15 protein-coding genes, 1 tRNA gene and 1 pseudogene are annotated in these 16,502 nt (G+C 59.2%); 9 read left to right on the top strand and 8 right to left on the bottom strand.

The genetic code is table 11. From position 1 onward, the window contains the following. The first annotated feature begins 292 nt into the window (after positions 1 to 292). Positions 293 to 1,018 (top strand): hypothetical protein, encoded by a 726-nt coding sequence (locus tag VSP_RS10470; protein WP_009960494.1) that lies wholly within the window; start codon positions 293 to 295, stop codon positions 1,016 to 1,018. 748 nt (positions 1,019 to 1,766) lie between these two features. Here the strand turns inward: VSP_RS10470 and VSP_RS10460 are convergent. Next, positions 1,767 to 1,840, bottom strand: a tRNA-Gly gene (locus VSP_RS10460). 262 nt (positions 1,841 to 2,102) lie between these two features. Between VSP_RS10460 and VSP_RS42145 the strand changes: the two genes are divergently transcribed. The 5 genes and pseudogenes from VSP_RS42145 to VSP_RS10440 all read left to right on the top strand — a co-directional run bounded on the left by VSP_RS42145 (position 2,103) and on the right by VSP_RS10440 (position 4,515). Further along, positions 2,103 to 2,258 carry a hypothetical protein gene (locus tag VSP_RS42145; RefSeq protein WP_156346475.1) on the top strand — a complete coding sequence of 52 codons (156 nt, stop codon included), beginning with the start codon at positions 2,103 to 2,105 and terminating at the stop codon, positions 2,256 to 2,258. A gap of 9 nt (positions 2,259 to 2,267) precedes the next feature. Continuing rightward, the gene (locus VSP_RS43595; protein WP_256200455.1) at positions 2,268 to 2,396 is read left to right on the top strand and encodes a hypothetical protein; all 129 of its coding nucleotides are present in this window, start codon (positions 2,268 to 2,270) and stop codon (positions 2,394 to 2,396) included. Continuing rightward, positions 2,393 to 3,307: pseudogene (locus VSP_RS40850) on the top strand (aspartyl/asparaginyl beta-hydroxylase domain-containing protein). The gene VSP_RS43595 and the pseudogene VSP_RS40850 overlap by 4 nt, the downstream one beginning before the upstream one ends. 16 nt (positions 3,308 to 3,323) lie before the next feature. Then, on the top strand, positions 3,324 to 3,935 hold the full coding sequence (locus VSP_RS10445; protein WP_009960491.1) for a hypothetical protein: 612 nt from the start codon (positions 3,324 to 3,326) through the stop codon (positions 3,933 to 3,935). A 22-nt stretch (positions 3,936 to 3,957) separates the two neighbouring features. Further along, entirely contained in the window at positions 3,958 to 4,515 is a 558-nt protein-coding gene (locus VSP_RS10440; protein WP_009960490.1) for a hypothetical protein, read from the top strand. Positions 4,516 to 4,519: 4 nt separating this feature from the next. Here the strand turns inward: VSP_RS10440 and VSP_RS10435 are convergent, their stop codons facing one another. The 5 genes from VSP_RS10435 to VSP_RS10415 form a co-directional block, all read right to left on the bottom strand. After that, the gene (locus VSP_RS10435) at positions 4,520 to 5,041 is read right to left on the bottom strand and encodes a hypothetical protein (protein ID WP_029190334.1); all 522 of its coding nucleotides are present in this window, start codon (positions 5,039 to 5,041) and stop codon (positions 4,520 to 4,522) included. 280 nt (positions 5,042 to 5,321) lie between these two features. Continuing rightward, on the bottom strand, positions 5,322 to 6,509 hold the full coding sequence (purT, locus tag VSP_RS10430) for a formate-dependent phosphoribosylglycinamide formyltransferase (protein WP_009960487.1): 1,188 nt from the start codon (positions 6,507 to 6,509) through the stop codon (positions 5,322 to 5,324). Between the two features lie 211 nt (positions 6,510 to 6,720). Next, positions 6,721 to 7,278, bottom strand: a complete 558-nt coding sequence (gene sufT / locus VSP_RS10425) for a putative Fe-S cluster assembly protein SufT (protein ID WP_009960485.1) — start codon at positions 7,276 to 7,278, stop codon at positions 6,721 to 6,723. Between the two features lie 296 nt (positions 7,279 to 7,574). Beyond that, positions 7,575 to 8,075 carry an iron-sulfur cluster scaffold-like protein gene (locus VSP_RS10420; protein WP_009960484.1) on the bottom strand — a complete coding sequence of 167 codons (501 nt, stop codon included), beginning with the start codon at positions 8,073 to 8,075 and terminating at the stop codon, positions 7,575 to 7,577. Positions 8,076 to 8,223: 148 nt separating this feature from the next. Beyond that, positions 8,224 to 8,823, bottom strand: coding sequence for a rhodanese-like domain-containing protein (locus VSP_RS10415; RefSeq protein WP_009960482.1), 600 nt, complete (start codon positions 8,821 to 8,823; stop codon positions 8,224 to 8,226). A 239-nt stretch (positions 8,824 to 9,062) separates the two neighbouring features. Here VSP_RS10415 and pssA point away from each other — a divergent pair, with 239 nt between their 5' ends. After that, a complete protein-coding gene (gene pssA / locus VSP_RS10410; protein WP_044133500.1) occupies positions 9,063 to 9,956 on the top strand; it encodes a CDP-diacylglycerol--serine O-phosphatidyltransferase in 894 nt (297 codons plus the stop codon). Positions 9,957 to 10,109: 153 nt separating this feature from the next. Beyond that, complete coding sequence (locus VSP_RS10405; RefSeq protein WP_009960479.1) at positions 10,110 to 11,336, top strand: glycosyltransferase family protein; 1,227 nt, start codon at positions 10,110 to 10,112, stop codon at positions 11,334 to 11,336. A gap of 105 nt (positions 11,337 to 11,441) precedes the next feature. Here VSP_RS10405 and VSP_RS10400 read toward each other — a convergent pair whose 3' ends face one another. Then, positions 11,442 to 12,206, bottom strand: coding sequence for a metallophosphoesterase family protein (locus tag VSP_RS10400; protein WP_029190332.1), 765 nt, complete (start codon positions 12,204 to 12,206; stop codon positions 11,442 to 11,444). Between the two features lie 12 nt (positions 12,207 to 12,218). Next, the gene (locus tag VSP_RS10395; RefSeq protein ID WP_009960477.1) at positions 12,219 to 12,650 is read right to left on the bottom strand and encodes a hypothetical protein; all 432 of its coding nucleotides are present in this window, start codon (positions 12,648 to 12,650) and stop codon (positions 12,219 to 12,221) included. Positions 12,651 to 13,103: 453 nt separating this feature from the next. Between VSP_RS10395 and VSP_RS10390 the strand changes: the two genes are divergently transcribed. Further along, positions 13,104 to 15,968, top strand: coding sequence for an inverse autotransporter beta domain-containing protein (locus tag VSP_RS10390; protein WP_157210830.1), 2,865 nt, complete (start codon positions 13,104 to 13,106; stop codon positions 15,966 to 15,968). The last annotated feature ends 534 nt before the right edge of the window (positions 15,969 to 16,502 follow it).

Here is a 16,502-nt window from a genome sequence, read left to right as displayed (position 1 = left end):
GCGCCTCGCCCAGGTTGGGGCGTATCAAGACCTCAGCAAGCTCCCCAACCCGCGAGGGTATGAACTGGTCTTCGTCCCAGAACTCTCCGCGCTCGAAGCCGCCGCCGCAAAGAAGCTCAGCCAGAAACTCACCGAACCTGAACGCATTGCGCTCAAAAACAAAGCTGTCGTGATGGCCATGCCTCCGGCTGATGCCGCCAAGTTCAAGGAACAACGCAACCGTCCCGCTGCTCCTGCCGGCACTGTAGCCCCGCCGGTTCATCCGAAAGCCCAGCCCTAGCCCCCTCGCTACATGCATGTTCTAAAGACCCTGCATCTGGTTCTCGTCATTCTGTTCGCCGGTTGTTTCGCATATACCTTCATCGGCCAGCAACGCATAGAGGCATACGCGCGCGACTACGTCACCCTCAAGACTGAGCGACTTGTCACCCCCGCGTTTGATGCGACCGAGAAGGCCCTGCAAACGGACCTGGCCCAAAAGCTCCTTACTCCGGCACAAGCCACCGCCATCGAGACTGAGATCGCCAGCTTCCGGGTCAACCCCAAGAACTACATCCTCAACATCACCTCAACTCCCCCCTCACCGACGGGCGACGGCAGCCAGCCCTCGCTCAGAGCCACCGCAGACCGGGCTCTCACCGCGATCAAAAAGAAAGCCCTTCCCCTCTCCGACAAGATTGCAGCGATCAAGGAACACATCCGCAGCCACTACAAAAACACCCTCCAGGCACTGATGATCGACCTGCGCATCTTCTCCGGCACCAACGTCCTCGCCGCCGGCCTGGCTTGTTTCCTCTCCCAACGGTCCCACAATCGACCATCCCGTCCGCTCGTGCTCATCAGCATCTTCCTCACCGCGGCGCTCCTTCTCTCCATCTGGTCCTATCTGGATTCTTTGAGCTTTCTCTCCATTCTCCTGAACAGCTATCTGGGCTGGTACTACCCCATCACCATCGCCGGGTTGTTTTTCTTGTTTTATCTCCACAGTCCCGGTCCTCCCAAGCAGAAAGCCATCTAACCCAAGGCCGCAAATGCCATGCAGCCCATCTTTGCCTTCGGTGTCCCCACGGGGATCCCTGATCAAGAAGCGCTCATCGCCCCGGCGCCCCTTGGTTCCAGAAACCTCACCAAAAAATCCCCTTCCCTTGCCCCGACTTTGCGTTACTATTGCGCCCGGCCAGGAGGCTCAGCGCACAGGGTATCTTACATACACCGCTACACCTCCGGCTTCCGACGGTCTATGTCCAGTGATGGGATTCAACCTGACTCCACTCCAGAACTCAAACATTACGAACTGACACTCACTGACGGGACCCTTCGCGTGGTACAAGCCCACCGCGTAAGAGTTCTTCAGGGGAAACTGCGATTCGAGACGGATGGCCAGGAGCCTCTCGTCATCCCCGCCAGTTCCATCGTCTGTTGGGAAGCCTCTCCGTGAGCGAATCGACCATTGACCATCGACCATCGCCCGTAACCGGTTTGGATAAAAACACTTGGGGGTGTTGCAGGGCATTCTGAGTCTGTGCAACGGAGGCCAGACCTGTGAATCAGGGAGAGAACAGCAACTTTCCAGGGCGCGCAGAGGGCGTTGGCGACTCGAACCGTGGCACCTGCGAAGGAGGGGGCTCAGTTCAACCAAAGGGGCCAGGCAATTAGCCGAAAGTCGCATGCGCCCTCAAGTGTACTTTTAGCCAGAAGTCCCAGCTCCTCTCGTGAAGGCTCGTCCTGAAACTGTCCAGAACACGAGCCGTAACTCGTTCATTTTGTGGAGCGGGCGATGAGAATCGAACTCACGTATCAAGCTTGGGAAGCTCGTGTTCTACCATTGAACTACGCCCGCATTCGCATTGTGGCACCATCTCTGGCACCTGCGTGGGAGGGATTCTGCCCGCCAGGCAGGAATTGTCAAACCAAAAGAGAAGTGGAGTGGCCACAGAGACGCGAATTTCAGCGCCCCTCTTCCCAAAGCCCCCCCTCCCCCGTGCCACACCTACCGTACTTTCGGATGACGAAGCTTGCCACCTCCCAGCCCCCTCCATTCATCCATTCTCATTTGCAATTTTTCTTTCCGAATTCCTGGTTCCCAGTCTGCATTTGCCCCCATGTCCGCCCCTGCCTCCATGCCTTCCGCAGCCAGCCCATCTGACACAAAGTCAGCCGCTGAATACAAGAAGCAGCACGCGCTCGGCAGCCTCCCTCTGCTGGCATACGATCGCACCCATCGCATCAAGCCCGCCGCCACGCCGCTTGGCCAGTAGCTGGAAGCCGTGCAAGACTGGGTGGAAGATGTCATTGCCCGCTTCTCGCCCTTGGGAGATCCCCCGGTGTACAGCACCAGGCACTTCCCCTGGGTGGATGAGGTGGAGGCTGGCGGGCAGAGCTCGATCATGTCATGAAGTACCGCGACGCCATGCCAAGCTTCCAGGACATCATGAAGGGAGTGGGCGACATCCAGGCAGACGACCACTGGAAGACATTCTTCCTCAAAGCGGCTGGCATGGACTGCGGCGAGAACTCCGCCCGTTGCCCGGTGACGATGTAACTTCTGGACAAGATCCCCGGACTTACCACCGACTTCTTCAGCATCCTTTCCCCTGGCAAGCACATCCCCTCCCATCGCGGAGCCTGGGCCGGCGTCCTGCGTCTGCATGTGGGCCCGCTCGTCCCAGAGCCTCGCGAGCAATGCCGCATCCGCATCGCCAATCAGATTCATACCTGGCAGGAAGGCAAGCGCCTCATCTTTGACAACACGTGGAACCACGAAGTCTGGAACGATACCAACGGATATCGTGTCGTCCTTTTCATCGACTTCGAGCGCCCCCTCAGGCGGCCCCCCTGGCTGGCTAAACCACCTGATCATGAATCTCGCCCCCCTGCCTCCGTGAAGCCAAGGGCAAGCAGAAGGCCTGGGAAAAGAAGATGTGGGGGGAGTGAAAGGTTCTTAGCGCTTGCTGCTTGGAGGCGCGGGTCTGTTGTTCGGTCACGCCATTTCCGCCGCCAACCGCTACCAGGAGGCAGATGCGTCTTTGAGCTTGAACTGCCAGTCGTAGATAAGCACCCCGCACGGTCATCGGTGTTCAGGATCAACACCGTGCCCCTTTGCAACTTTAAGTTGTTTCCTATTGCAAGCAGGGCACCCGGAGACCACCGCCCGGTCGGCGCGGAAGGACATGCCCGCGGCGCACATCTGTTCGGCGCCGTGAGGCAACCGGGCCCGCGCCCCGCCCCGGTCACGCCCCCGTTGCTTTTCTCCATTTCACACCCATCTTTCCCCAGCCGCCCCGCCTTTTCCGAGAAGGTCTTCTAATTAAAAAGACGCCCCGATGTTCCCAGACTCTCCCCCTCCGATTCCCCGGCCCAAGTCACCGCCGCACCTGCCCACTCCACACCTCACCCCTGCCACCGCTACGCCCTCGGCAGTCTCCCCCCGCCCTTCAAAAGCACCTCTGGCAATCGGCATCATCAATCTATGCTTTGCGGTCTCCGGTCTTGGCTCCAGTCTCTTTTCCATCATCAGTTCCGGGCAGAATCCCGTATCAGGACCGCCGGGAACATCCGCCACCTTGTGGCTCCTCGGCATCGGCACTCTCCTGGTGGTGCTTCAAATTGTTGCCGCCATCGGCCTTATCAGGCTGCGGGAATGGGCGCGGCAGACCACCGTCGTTCTCGCCAGCCTTCAATTCCTTGTCTGCACCGGCAGCATTGCCGTGATCACCGGCCTCCTCCCTCTGCCCGGTGCGCCTCCGACATCCGCTCCCGTGACTTCCAAAGATCCCACCATTCAGGGAAAGCTGGAGTTTCTGAATGCGGTCTTCGACACCTTGGGGGGCATTTTCAAGGCCGTCCTGCTCATGCTCTTCGCTCTATCTCTCATCTACAGTCTCCTGCAAATCATCCTCCTCACTCGCCCCCTCGCTCGTCAAGCCTGCCAGTAGAACATTCTTAACGCCCCTCCCCATGCAACCTCCCGCCCTCCCCATCCAGAAGCCGAAGACACTCCTCGTCATCGGCATTCTTAATCTGGCCTTCGCCGCGTTTGGCATCTTCGGCATCCTTTCCAGCGTGATGATGATGACCAAGCCGGAGATGTACCCCGGCAATCCCGTGCCCACCATTCTGCAAAACGACGCCACATACGCCGCCTACTACAAGGTCCTCATGGGCTTTTCGTTGATTCTCGTACCCGTGCAAATGGCTTCAGCCATCGGCCTCATCCGTGGGCGTGAATGGGGCCGCAAACTCACCCTGATTCTCGCCGTTGTTGCCGTAGCGGTGGCCGCAGTTAACGGCTGGATCAGTCACACCCACCTTTCGGGGCCGGTCATGGTTGAGGCGATGAAGGGTGTCGGCGGCGACGCCACCGCCCAAAAAATCATGGAGGTGACCATGACCGTCTCCTTCATCGTCGGGGTCATCGTCTCCGCCGTCTGGGCCATCGTCCAGTTCGCATTACTTTGCCGCGCCAAAGTGCGCGCGTATTGCAAGGTGGCAACGCAGACGGCGCCTGTCGCTTAGTGCGTTATCTGTCCATGTAAGCCCTCCACCAACGGAGGCCAAAGGGAGCCGGATGCCGTTTCACCACCCGGGGAGATTCGGACGTTGGACACTTTTCCACTCCACGACAGCCTTGCCCATCGGCCACCCGTCTGGCTGCCGACTGCTCCAGGAGCTCACACACCCACTTCCTATGGATTCGCTGGTTGTTCAGCTTGAAGGCAGAATCCGTGAGCAACTCCGGATGTTCTGGATCCGCTCCGCAGAGTCCATGGTCAGACTGTTCTGCCCAGTACCTCACAAACGAATCGATATGGGTCCAGTGCACCTTCTGAAAGCCATCTCCATCACAGATCTCGAACAGCCCTACCCCCGACTCCGTCTTCAACAGGCCGATACCGCAGTAGTCTCGATGCGAGTGCCGCATCCCTTCCCCCACCGGCTTCTTTTGCAGCTCATTCCAGAGTTGCAGGGCAATCTCCACGCCAAACCGCTCTCGCGAGAGACCCACAATCACTTCAGGCGTGCTCCATAGATAGCTCGACACAGTCCGCTCACTTACCCATCCGCAGTGCTGTCGTCAACCCACGGCACCGGAAAACACAGCCCTGCCCACAGCATGTGAATGGGAGCCTGATTCAGCCCGGAGAACTGGGCATCTCGTCGGGGATCTGCTTTCGTCCAGACCGATATCGGCCGGACTTTGCCCGTTGCTGAGTCTTGTCGATCCTCCGTCATGTCAACGCAGCAGCAAACGACGTCGATTGTGAATAAGGATACCCTACGGGCACTTGCGCCGGGGTCTCCAGCGCAAGCTCTCCCTGATATCACAACCGCACGTCCACCGCTCCCGCTGCATTGCGAGCCTTCTCCCGTGCCGCCTCGATGCTCTCCGCCCGCGCCGCCACCACGCCCATACGGCGCTTGCCCTTGACCTCGGGCTTGCCAAAGAGACGCAGGGCCGTGTCTGGCTCACTGAGCGCGGCCGTGAGATTGCCGAACTGCACGTCCTTGGAATGACCTTCCACCAGGATCACTGCGGAGGCACTGGGCCCGTGCTGGGCAATATTGGGGATCGGCAGCCCAAGGATGGCGCGGGCATGAAGCGCAAACTCGCTCAGGTCTTGGGAAATAATCGTCACCAGTCCCGTGTCATGCGGCCGCGGGGAGACCTCGCTGAACCACACCACGTCATCCTTCACAAAGAGCTCCACGCCGAAGATGCCCCACCCGCCCAGAGCGGTGGTGATGGCCTCCGCGATGCGCTTGGACTCCGCCAGTGCCGCCACGGTCATCGGCTGCGGTTGCCAGCTCTCACGGTAGTCCCCGTCGATCTGCAGGTGCCCGATGGGCTCGCAGAAGGACGTGCCGCCGGCGTGGCGCACCGTCAGCATGGTAATTTCATAGTCAAAGTCCACAAAGCCTTCCACGATGACCTTGCCCTTGCCAGCGCGACCGCCTTCTTGAGCGTACTTCCAGGAATAGGCCAGATCGGCCTCGCTGCGCACCACGCTCTGCCCCTTGCCAGAGCTGCTCATGATCGGCTTCACCACACAGGGCATGCCGATCTCTGCCACCGCCGCGCGGAATTCCTCCTCCGTCGCGGCAAACTTGTACGGCGAGGAGCGGAGCCCCAGCTCCTCCGTCGCCAGACGGCGGATGCCTTCACGATTCATCGTCAGCTTCGCCGCCCGTGCCGTCGGCACCACCTTGTACCCCTCCGCCTCCAGCTCGACCAAAACATCCGTGGCAATCGCCTCCACCTCAGGCACGATCAGATTCGGCTTCTCCGTTACCAGCACCGCCCGCAGCGCCTCCGCATCTAGCATGGAGACAACGTGCGCCCTGTCCGCCACCTGCATGGCCGGGGCATTCGCATACGAATCCACCGCGATCACCTCACACCCGAACCGCTGCAACTCAATCACCACCTCCTTGCCCAGCTCTCCTGAGCCAAGCATGAGAACACGGGTTGCGGAAGAGGTGAAGGGGGTGCCGATACTCGGAGAGGACATGTGTGAGAAAACGGGAGTGTTAGGGAGGGGAGGAACGATGAGTGAAAAGTAAAAAGTAAAAAGTAAAAAGTCGAGGGACAACCTGCGAAGGTGCTCACAGGTCCAAACCTCTCCTAGCCTGCGCCAAACAAAAAAGCCGAGGAGTTGCAGCGCAACCCTTCCACTTTTCACTTTTTACTAACCCCTTTTTGCTTTCGAGGCGCACTGCGCCTCAGATCATCCCCAACTTCATTTTCCCCTCCTCGGAGATCATGCTCTGGTTCCATGCTGGATCCCAGACGAGTTCCACGGCGGCATCGTCCATGTGCTCGATGGTCATGATGCGAGCCTGGGCATCGGCTGCGATCGTAGGGCCCATGCCGCAGCCGGGGGCAGTGAGTGTCATCTTTACGAGGGCTTTGATCTTGCCTTCTTCGTCGTTGCTCACAGCACAATCATACACCAGGCCCAAGTCCACGATGTTCACCGGGATTTCGGGATCATAGACTCCGCGGAGCTGCTGCCAGACCTGCATCTCCAGGTCGCTCGCATCTCCCGGGATGTTCGAGGAGCTCTGCGTCTCCTGCTTTTTGTCCTCCTCTGGGTCGATCCCCAACGCATCAGCATCCTTGGCCGAGATACGGGCCAACCCGTGGTCAGTCGCCACCGTGTAGGTGCCGCCAAGAGACTGGGTGATGATCACCCGCGTCCCTGCCGGCAGGCGGATGGCGTCCCCACTCGGGATCTGGATGGCTTCAACTTCTCGATTCAGGTCAATATCAGTGTGCATGGCAATAGAGGGGGAGGGAAAAGAATGGGGGCGGGCTGCTTGGACCTCTAAGAAGCTGCGAACCAGTGAAAAGTAAAAAGTAAAAGGTGAAAAGTGGTAGCACAGCTTCTGGCCTGATGACCGGTGCATCCCGAGCGGGCAGATCGAATTCAGCATATGAATACGCGGCCGACGGCGGAACGGTCGTCGCATGAATGTCCGCAGCCGATTCCGGGGGCGGAGGCGGCAGTGCGAGCCAGGCAGAGCGCCTGCCCTACAACGCTCAAGTTGAAAACGTGGCAGTTCGCCCCACAGGACTAGAACTTCACGATCTTAATCTTGGCAGCCTGCTTTTTGCCGGCCGCTGCCAGGGCATCGTGCAGTGTCGGAGCTTGTTCTACGGGAGCGTTCGCCGTTGGGGACGCCTCAGGGCGCACGTGGGCTTTCTCTGCCGTTTCCGCTTCCAGGGCCGCCTTCAGAGCCCCTTCCACCATCTGCCCACAGTGGATCTTCATCGGCGGCAGAGGCCCGAGCGGCTTGGAGAGTTCTTCAGCACTCAGATCGAGCGCCTCCTCCCGCGTCTTGCCCTTGATGAGCTGAGTCGCCAGACTCGCAACCGCGATCGCCGTCTGGCAGCCGAAGCTCTGGAAAGTCGCCTTGTCGATGACCTTCTTGCCGTCCTGCTCCTTGTATTTGATCCACATGCGCACCATGTCCCCACAGTCTGGGCTGCCCACGGTGCCCACAGCATCCGCATCCGGGATCTCCCCCACATTCTGGGGGTTGGCCAGAGCGTCCTGCAAAACTTCTTCGTTCATAGTCAGTGGAGACAAGAGACGGGAAGACCAAAGACAGAAGACATGACGGGGGCAGATCAATCTCTACCTGCCGCCCACCTATCCGTCCAAAGCTCCCATCTTGTTAATTTTCAAAAAATCTTGTTAATCCTGTCAAAAAAGCCCCCGCCTAGTCCTCGATTTCCAAGCGATACCGCGGGATGCTGGGGTCCACATCCAGGCTGTAGGCATCGATCCCGCCCTTCAGGCACTTCGTCTCCACGAAGCCATGACCCAGGAAGTACGCGGCCGCATCCATCGCACTGTTTCCCTGGTGGTCATAGATCACCACAGGGTCGGTCTTGTTCCACTGGTCAAAGATCACCTGAATGAGTTCCTGCGAGACCAGATGAGAGCCGGGGATGGCCACCGCCTCGTGCTCCTCGCGGGAGCGCACATCCAGCAGCTTCGTGTTCGGGCTCACCTCGCGCAGCTTCACCAAGTCCTCTGGGGTGATTTGCAGGCTTGCATCGCTCTGGTAACTTTCCTGAATGAAGGCAACGGCCTCCTCGACCGGAATGTTTTCGTTGCGGGCACACACCTCCGCCAGCGTCTCCCCCGGCTGGAAGCCGCAACTCCGGCATCCGCCGATGTGATACTTCGCAAAGAGTGCCCGCTGCGCCCCCGGGTAGGATTCCAGCAGCGCTCCCATCTTGGTTGCCCCGCTCAGCGGCGGCAGCTCAGCTACAACATCAGAGGAAACAGGATCGGCGACAGTCGCGGTGCTCATTATAGAAAGACCTTACGCCCGTCACGCCAAAGAGGCAACTGGGGAGGGGGAAGTTGAGACAGCGCAAGTGGGCTGGTTGGGAGCTGCCCTAAACCAGCGAGAAGCGGACCCAAACCAGCAAAGCGTCTCAACAGCCCACTTTTGGGCGACTCAACCAGGCGCCCCCCCGCCTCCATCTTGTTAATCTCTTAAAAATCTTGTCAATCCTGTCAAAAAAACGCGCTACAGTCGCGGCCACCATGTCCACGTCCCCCACCGACGATCGCGACCGCGAACCTCGCATTTACGTTCTGCCAAATCTCATGACGGCAGGGAACCTCCTCTGCGGGTTCATGGCCATCCTCCATATTGTCGGCCGTTTCCAGCCGGACACTGGTCATCAGCGGTACATGTGGGCCATTGGGTTCATCCTTGTCGCCTGTTTGTTCGACCTCCTCGATGGCCGCCTGGCCCGTCTCAGCGGTCAGAGTTCTGACTTCGGCCGTGAGTTTGACTCCCTGGCGGACATCGTCTCCTTCGGCATGGCACCCGCGCTCCTGGTGCACGACATTGTGCTGGCTGAGTTTGAGAAAACGTTCAGCGGGCTCGGCTGGCTCATTGCCTGCATCTACCTCGTCTGCGGTGCCATGCGACTCGCACGGTTCAACTGTTTGGCGGCCATCGAGACTGAAACTGGGAAAAAGTCTTCCACCTCCTTTCGCGGCTGCCCCATTCCGGCCGCGGCTGGCGTCATCGTCTCGCTCACGATGACCCTCATGTGGTTGGACGGCATGGACCGCGAAATCGGAAAGTGGAAGTACACCCTGCCCGCCCTCATGGTTCTGCTCTCCTACCTCATGGTCAGCAGCCTGGAGTACCCCAGCTTCAAGTCCATCAACTGGCGCACACGTCGCTCCTTCCACTGGGTGCTCATCAGCATCATCGTCCTCGCTTTCACCGTGAAGGCCTGGCAGTGGATGCCCACCGTCCTCTTTGTCTCCTACCTTCTTTACGGCCTCGTCCGTCCCTGGATATCCCGCAAATGGCGCCGCGAGATCGAAGACACCAGCGATGGGGAAATCGAAACCGACGGCGAGGGAAACACCTTCAACAGCGAGACAGAAGCCGTAGCCCGAGTGAAAAGTGATAAGTAACGAGTGAAAAGTGAAACCCGCTACTTGAGACAGGTCCAAAGTCCAGACACCAGACTCCCGGCCTGAGCCCCTCCTCAGCCCTCGGCACTGACTGACGCACTGTCCCTTCCTCACCTTATCACTTACCCCTCTTCCCTTTTCCCTCTCTAACGCGTGCCCGATTTCCACCAGCCCATTCTGCTTCCAACACTGCATCACCTCGCCGAGACTGCCCTCGAAGAGCGTGAGGCCCTGCTCAAGGAGCTCTCGCTGGAGAAACCCGTCGCCCTCGTCATTCCCGCCCTCTACGCCGAGCTCCAGCGCCCCGCCCTGCCGCGCATGCTGAAGCAGCTCACCGGGGTGCCCTACATCAGCCAGGTCATTTTCACCATGAATGGCATGAACCGCCGCGGGTATGACCGCGCGCGGGCTTTTTACGCCAAACGCCTCCCCAACCTCCGCCACACCGTCCTCTGGAATGACGGCCCGGAACTCACCAGCCTTCATCGCGAGGTGGACACCCTCGGCACCCGCCGCAGCGGCCCGGGCAAAGGTGGAAACGTCTGGATGGGCGTCGGCGCCCTCCATGCCACCGGCCACCGTGGCGTCATCGCCTGCCACGACAGTGACATTCTGAATTACGACCGAGAGATGCTCTGGCGTCTCTGCCTGCCCGTTGTTCACCCCGGCATGGGCTACGTCTTTGCCAAAAGTTACTATGGTCGCGTGCGGGAGCGCATGTACGGCCGGGTCACCCGTCTCCTCGTCTTTCCCCTCATCCAGGCGCTGCGGGAGATCTTCGGCTCCACGCCCCTTTTGCGCTTCCTCGCCATGTGCCGTTATCCGCTCTCTGGCGAGTTCGCTGCGGACTCCGAGTTCCTTCGCAAGATCCCCCTCGCCGCCGACTGGGGCCTGGAGATTGGCATGCTCTGTGATGTCTTCCGCCACGCTCCCGCCCAGCGCTTCTGTCAGGTGGACCTCGGCAGCAACTTCGAGCACAAGCACCAGCACCTCGGCTACGACCCGGTGACCGGCATTCCCGACGCCACGAGCGGCCTCATGCGCATGGCCCGCGAGGTCACCCGCGCCCTGCTTGACCACCTCTGGGCCGACCTCGGCTTTTCCGCAGAGCCCCGCAAGCTGGAGCGCCTGGCAGACACCTACCTCGCCATTGCCCGCATGCTCCTCACCCGGTATGCCCACGAAGCCATGTTTAACGGGCTTGAAGAGACCTCCGCTGAGGAAATGGGAGCCATCACCGTCTTCGCGAAGATGATCCAAGAGGTCTCCAGCGAGTGCCCCCCAGCCCCGCCCACGCCCAGCACCCTCCCATCTTGGAATACGGTCTCCCAACGCCTGCCCGACCTTGGTCCCAAGCTCTGTAGCATTGCCGTGGGGTGAGGGATGTCGTACCCGACCCCGGGAGAATGCTGCCCCCAATGAGGGCCCAAACAGGCACCCTCATACTCAGCCCACGAGTCACTTCCGCCTGGTAGGAAGCAGGACTCAGGTTCCCTCGACTTCCACCACCAACCCGGGCTGAAACCCCGCATTCACATCCTGCGGGTAAGCTTGAGGATTTGCCAGAACCCGGGGCTTTCCAATCCAGTAGTCATTGTTGTGGTGGATATGCCCATGAATCCACAACCTCGGCTGGTGCTCCAGCACGAGTTCATCCAGTTGTGAGGCATAGGCGCAGCTGATCGGCCTCGCCCGTCCATGTTCCGGCAGGGAGAGCAGGGACGGGGCGTGATGCGTCACTACCACGGTGCGGCGTGCATCATGCGACTCAAAAAAGGCCCGCATCTTCCTCACGCTTTCCAGATGCGCCGCACGCGTGTCCACCGGGCGCAATTTCCTATATCCCACCCGGGAGTTCCGCACCCGCTTGTAGTCATTCATCTTCTCCGCCGCCAGTGCGGCCCCTTCCTGCCACGGCCCCAGGAGAGAAAGGTCCGTCCAGAGGGTGCAGCCGTACACGAACCACCCCTGCAGTTCAAAAAAGCCATTCTCCAACACGTGCACAGGGGTCCCCTGGGTTGCCTCTTGCAGGCGCTCAATCACCCGCGGATACCTGTCGCCATAGAACTCGTGATTCCCGCATACATACGCCGTTGGCGTCCTGCCACAAAACTCACGAATCCATGGCAGCCCATTTTGTTTGGTCGCGATGTCCCCGGCAAGCACCACCAAATCCACCTCCGCTTCCAAGGGAGGAATCGCCGTCGGACCAAACTCGCGGTGTAAGTCGCTCAACACTCGTATGCGCATATCCTTCTCCGATCATGCCGCATCAGCCGCCTTGGGCCAGCCCACCAACCTGTACAGCGCCGTCGCTCCCAAGCCCAGCACCACAAACAGGGATGAACCGGCTGCTGCGAAGGCAACAAAATTGCAACTTGTCGACAAAAACACCTCCCAACGTCTTGCAATTTCCGGCTCCCCAATTTCCTGATCCCTCCAATGAAAATCACCGATATACACAGCCAGCTCATGCAAGACGCCTGCGCAAGCAAGCAAGAACAATGATGCACACACTCCAAAATAAAACGTCCCAGGCGCGGTCGCCCGGATCTGGATGAACCGCCACAACAACATCAGCAGCAAAATCACCACCAAAACCATCAGGGTCCACATCGCCCAAGGGCAGACATCCATCATCGACATCCGGTGCATGTAGATAGCCTGGGGTTCGCTGCTAGGGGTGGGCTCCACTAGAGAAAATACGCGTCGATCCCGCAACCGCAAGCTCGGGGAGCAAGGGGCACACAGAGCTCTTTCTTTCCTAAAACCTGGAGCACTAACGCCTTCGGCTGCAATAATTATTTTCGATCAGCATCTATACACCCCCACCACTCGCCCTTTCGGGGCTCCTTACCTCGAACTTCGTTGCTCTAAAGCTGTTCCATTCTCCTTCGTATCACTCACAATTGGTTCCCACATTTAGTTCTCCAGGCCACAATCAAACCCTGCGTAAATTTTGCGAAACTATTGATGCATTCGCTTGTATTATACGAAATAGGCGTGGAAGGAACGTTGGCACCAGTCCCGTTATGACTCGTTGCAGCCGCCCGGCTCATTCCCGGCAGTGCCTCCGCCTCGGGGATGAGACGGGTCCATCCAGTCCGGTCTCCATCTGGCATCAGCAATATCCATCTCGACTCCCGCTTGAATACATCCTCCCCGCGCACTCATCATGTGGGTTCCAGGCGCGCCCCTTGGGCGCAGCTCCTGGGCTCGCTGGTCACCGCCACCCCGCTCCTCGCCCTTGGCTTTGCCTTGGGCCCGGCCGCCCTTGCAGGGCCTTTGGACAAAAACCCGGTCAAGAACCCGAACCTTGTGCCGGTCCAGGAGAATCATCCCATGTACTTGGGCACCGTCACTAGCGGGGTAAAGACCAGCGATGTGTACACGGAGGGCAACTTCTCCATCGTTGCCCCTGTTTTCAGCACCTTGGGTGCGGATGCCACCCTCTCCGGCGACGTCATTTACCTCGAGCCCTACACCTCCTCGGGTGAGGGTGGCGAGATCGCCGCCTCCCTCGGCCTGGGATGGCGTCACCTCTTCGGCTCCCAGCCCGTCTCCGCGCTCACCCGCAAGGATGCGCCTCAGGCCAGCTTTCTTGAAGAAGGCTTCTTCGTCGGAGCCAATCTCTTCATAGACATGCTCGATACAGAGGCCAACAACCAGTTCTGGCAGCTTGGTGTGGGCATCGAAGCCGGCACCCGCTACCTCGAAGTTCGCGGCAACTACTACATCCCCCTCTCCGACAAGCAGCTCGCCGAGCAGACCCGCACCCGCGAGATCCTGCGCAACTCCTCCAGTCGCGATACCACCACCGTCAGCGCCCTGAGCGACCCCTACGCCACGGGCAACACCGTGTCTCAGGACGTCTCCTACCGGACGCAGCGCACGACGACGACCACCACCACCACCATCGAGCGACTCTTCAGCCGCTATGAAGAAGGCATGGAAGGCTGGGACACGGAGGTAGCCGTACTCGTACCCGGGCTCGACAAATACTTCGACCTCCGCCTCATCGGCGGCTACTACAGCTTTGACAACCAGCCCTTCGGCCCGCAGACCGGCGGCACCGGCAATGTGGAAGGCTGGAAGGCGGGCGTGGAAGTCCGTCCCGTCCCCGCCGTGATCCTCACCGGCACCTGGTACGAGGACGACCGCCTCACCGGCAGCGACTGGACCGCTGGTGTCCAGCTTCAGCTTCCCTTCGAGTTGGGGGATCTGGGCGATGGCAAGGGTTTCTGGGGCCGCATTGGCGACTCCTTCAAGCCCCGTCGGCGCCACCTCGCCGAGCGCCTGGCTGAGCCCGTGCATCGCCAGAATGCCGCCATCAAGGTCGCCAACACCGTGGATGTGGACACGAAAACCTCCACCAGTGTGCAGAAGGTCACCAAGGTAGTCTCACAGACCCCGGGCAAGATCGTTCTGGCTGATGACATCGTCTTCGTGAACAACGGAGGCCCAGTGGGCAACGGTATCCAGGCTGGCGACACCTTTGCAAACGGAGCCGACGGCACGGCGGAGAATCCCGTCGATACCCTAACTGAAGGTGCTGGCCTCGCTGCTCAAAACAGCCTTGGCACCTCCCGCCTCTGGACCGTGTACACTCAGGGTGGCACAGGCATTGACTATAACGACAATGCCATAACCGCCGGAATGACCCGCTTCACCAGCAGCTACCTGCCCATCGTCGGGTTGGACGGCCGCACCTTCGGCGGCAATACAGCCCGCCCCGTGCTCTATGGCGGTATCATCTCCTACTTTGGCCCGACCCTCATCGTGGAAGGCTATGACTTCCGCAACGGCATCCTAGATTTCGGCATAGCCATTTTCGGCATCACCACTTCCAACGCCCTCATCCGTCACAACCTCTTCTCCGACATCGGAGAATCCAATTTTGAGGAGGGAGCAGGTGCTGTCACCTTCTACGTGCAAGACGAACAGCCGCATCAGTTGGTGGTGGAGAACAACGAATTCCGTGATGTGTTCAACTCGATCGGCCTCATTGCCGAGGGTAACTTGCTCACCGACACACTGAACGTCACCCTCGACGTACGAAACAACCTGTTTGGGGGGGAGGGCTACGCTCTCTTTGCCACAAGTGCCTACGGCTCCGGCTTGGTCACGACCAACTTCACAAACAACGAGGTCACCGGCGACTTCTCCATTCCTTTCATCTTCTGGACCGAGGGCAATGTCACGCTGAATTCCACCTTCGCGAACAACATTTTCACCTCCTCCAGTGAGGTGGAATACATGTTCGGGGCTGATGTATCGGACGATTCCAAGTTCAACCTCATCGTGAAGAACAACCAGTTCCTCGGCGATGTCTGGGAAAACCAATTTGATCTCTATTCCTACGACCAATCTACCCTCACCGCAGACATCCAAAACAACCTATTCTCGAATGAGATCGATCAGTTGATGTATGTCGAGCAGCATGATGACTCCACTCTCGCCATCCATTTTGCCCACAACATTGTGGAGGCTGAGTTCGGCAGGGATGTCATCTCACTCAATGTTTACGGGAACTCTGCTGGGAAGCTGATCGCCAAGTTCGAGAACAACCTCTTCAGTGGCGACTTCGCGGACGACGTCATCGACGCCCATTTGGGTGACTCCGCATCAGACGGCATTCTGGATCTGACCATCGCTGGCAACCAGTTTACCGACTACATCGGTGACTCCGCCATCGACATCTTCGCGTGGGGCGACAGCACCGTGAACGTCAAGGTATACAACAACACCGTAGCAGAAGACGCCTACATTGATTCGACCTTCCTCGAGATCTCCGCTGAAGAGACAGCTACAATCGCGGTCACCCAACTCGACAACAACCTGATCTTTGGTCATGTGGAATACGGGTTCGACTTCTTCAAGGATGCGGCCGCCACCTTCTCTGCATTCGGCACGCAGAACAACCTCGTGACTGCCCCCGCATCCAGCGACATCCTGTTGAACCTCGGGATCACGGGCAGCTTCTTTGTCAACGGATTCGAATTTCCGTTCTAGTCCACTGCCAGGTATCGAATGAGGGCATCTCCGCCGCGGCGGAGATGCCCTTTTTGCTTGCAGCAATCGCTGACTTTCCACTTTCGTAATCACCGGGGCAATTTGGCTCAAGCGGTAGTCAGCTGGACGCCTTCCCCGGATCAGCCTCCCAGCGCTGCTCCCCGCCATCCAAACTGTGGTCAGCAGGATCAATCCCGACACCGAAACGACGACGATGGCCGAAAGAATGAGGTTTGTGAGACAACTCAGCGCCCTGCTTCCTGCAACGGGCAGCTGATTCCGCTCCCTGCCATGATGTCCATTTTCACCGCCTTTCACTCTCCACAGGATCGCCGTCAGAACTTCGGCCCCTGCAGCGGCAGTCAGGGAAACAATCAGGCCCACTCCGGTGATCAGTCGCATCCCCCCGCCTATCCATCGTTTCCTCGTTCCACACCAGATTCTGCCGCTCGTCATGTGACGAAGTAGTCACTCCTGTGTGAAAGCATCGTGAATGCATTGAAAAATAGCGATGAAAATCACCCATGCCAAGAG

The organism is Verrucomicrobium spinosum DSM 4136 = JCM 18804, assembly GCF_000172155.1.
Classification (GTDB): domain Bacteria; phylum Verrucomicrobiota; class Verrucomicrobiia; order Verrucomicrobiales; family Verrucomicrobiaceae; genus Verrucomicrobium; species Verrucomicrobium spinosum.
This window is presented reverse-complemented; position numbering and strand designations above follow the sequence as displayed.

What these genes read in the sequence shown, in the direction of transcription:
- VSP_RS10470 (WP_009960494.1), top strand. Translation starts at nt 293, where the DNA reads ATGCATGTTCTAAAGACCCTGCATCTGGTTCTCGTCATTCTGTTCGCC.
- VSP_RS42145 (WP_156346475.1), top strand. Translation starts at nt 2,103, where the DNA reads ATGTCCGCCCCTGCCTCCATGCCTTCCGCAGCCAGCCCATCTGACACA.
- VSP_RS10445 (WP_009960491.1), top strand. Translation starts at nt 3,324, where the DNA reads ATGTTCCCAGACTCTCCCCCTCCGATTCCCCGGCCCAAGTCACCGCCG.
- VSP_RS10440 (WP_009960490.1), top strand. Translation starts at nt 3,958, where the DNA reads ATGCAACCTCCCGCCCTCCCCATCCAGAAGCCGAAGACACTCCTCGTC.
- purT (WP_009960487.1), bottom strand. Translation starts at nt 6,509, where the DNA reads ATGTCCTCTCCGAGTATCGGCACCCCCTTCACCTCTTCCGCAACCCGT.
- sufT (WP_009960485.1), bottom strand. Translation starts at nt 7,278, where the DNA reads ATGCACACTGATATTGACCTGAATCGAGAAGTTGAAGCCATCCAGATC.
- VSP_RS10420 (WP_009960484.1), bottom strand. Translation starts at nt 8,075, where the DNA reads ATGAACGAAGAAGTTTTGCAGGACGCTCTGGCCAACCCCCAGAATGTG.
- VSP_RS10415 (WP_009960482.1), bottom strand. Translation starts at nt 8,823, where the DNA reads ATGAGCACCGCGACTGTCGCCGATCCTGTTTCCTCTGATGTTGTAGCT.
- pssA (WP_044133500.1), top strand. Translation starts at nt 9,063, where the DNA reads ATGTCCACGTCCCCCACCGACGATCGCGACCGCGAACCTCGCATTTAC.
- VSP_RS10400 (WP_029190332.1), bottom strand. Translation starts at nt 12,206, where the DNA reads ATGCGCATACGAGTGTTGAGCGACTTACACCGCGAGTTTGGTCCGACG.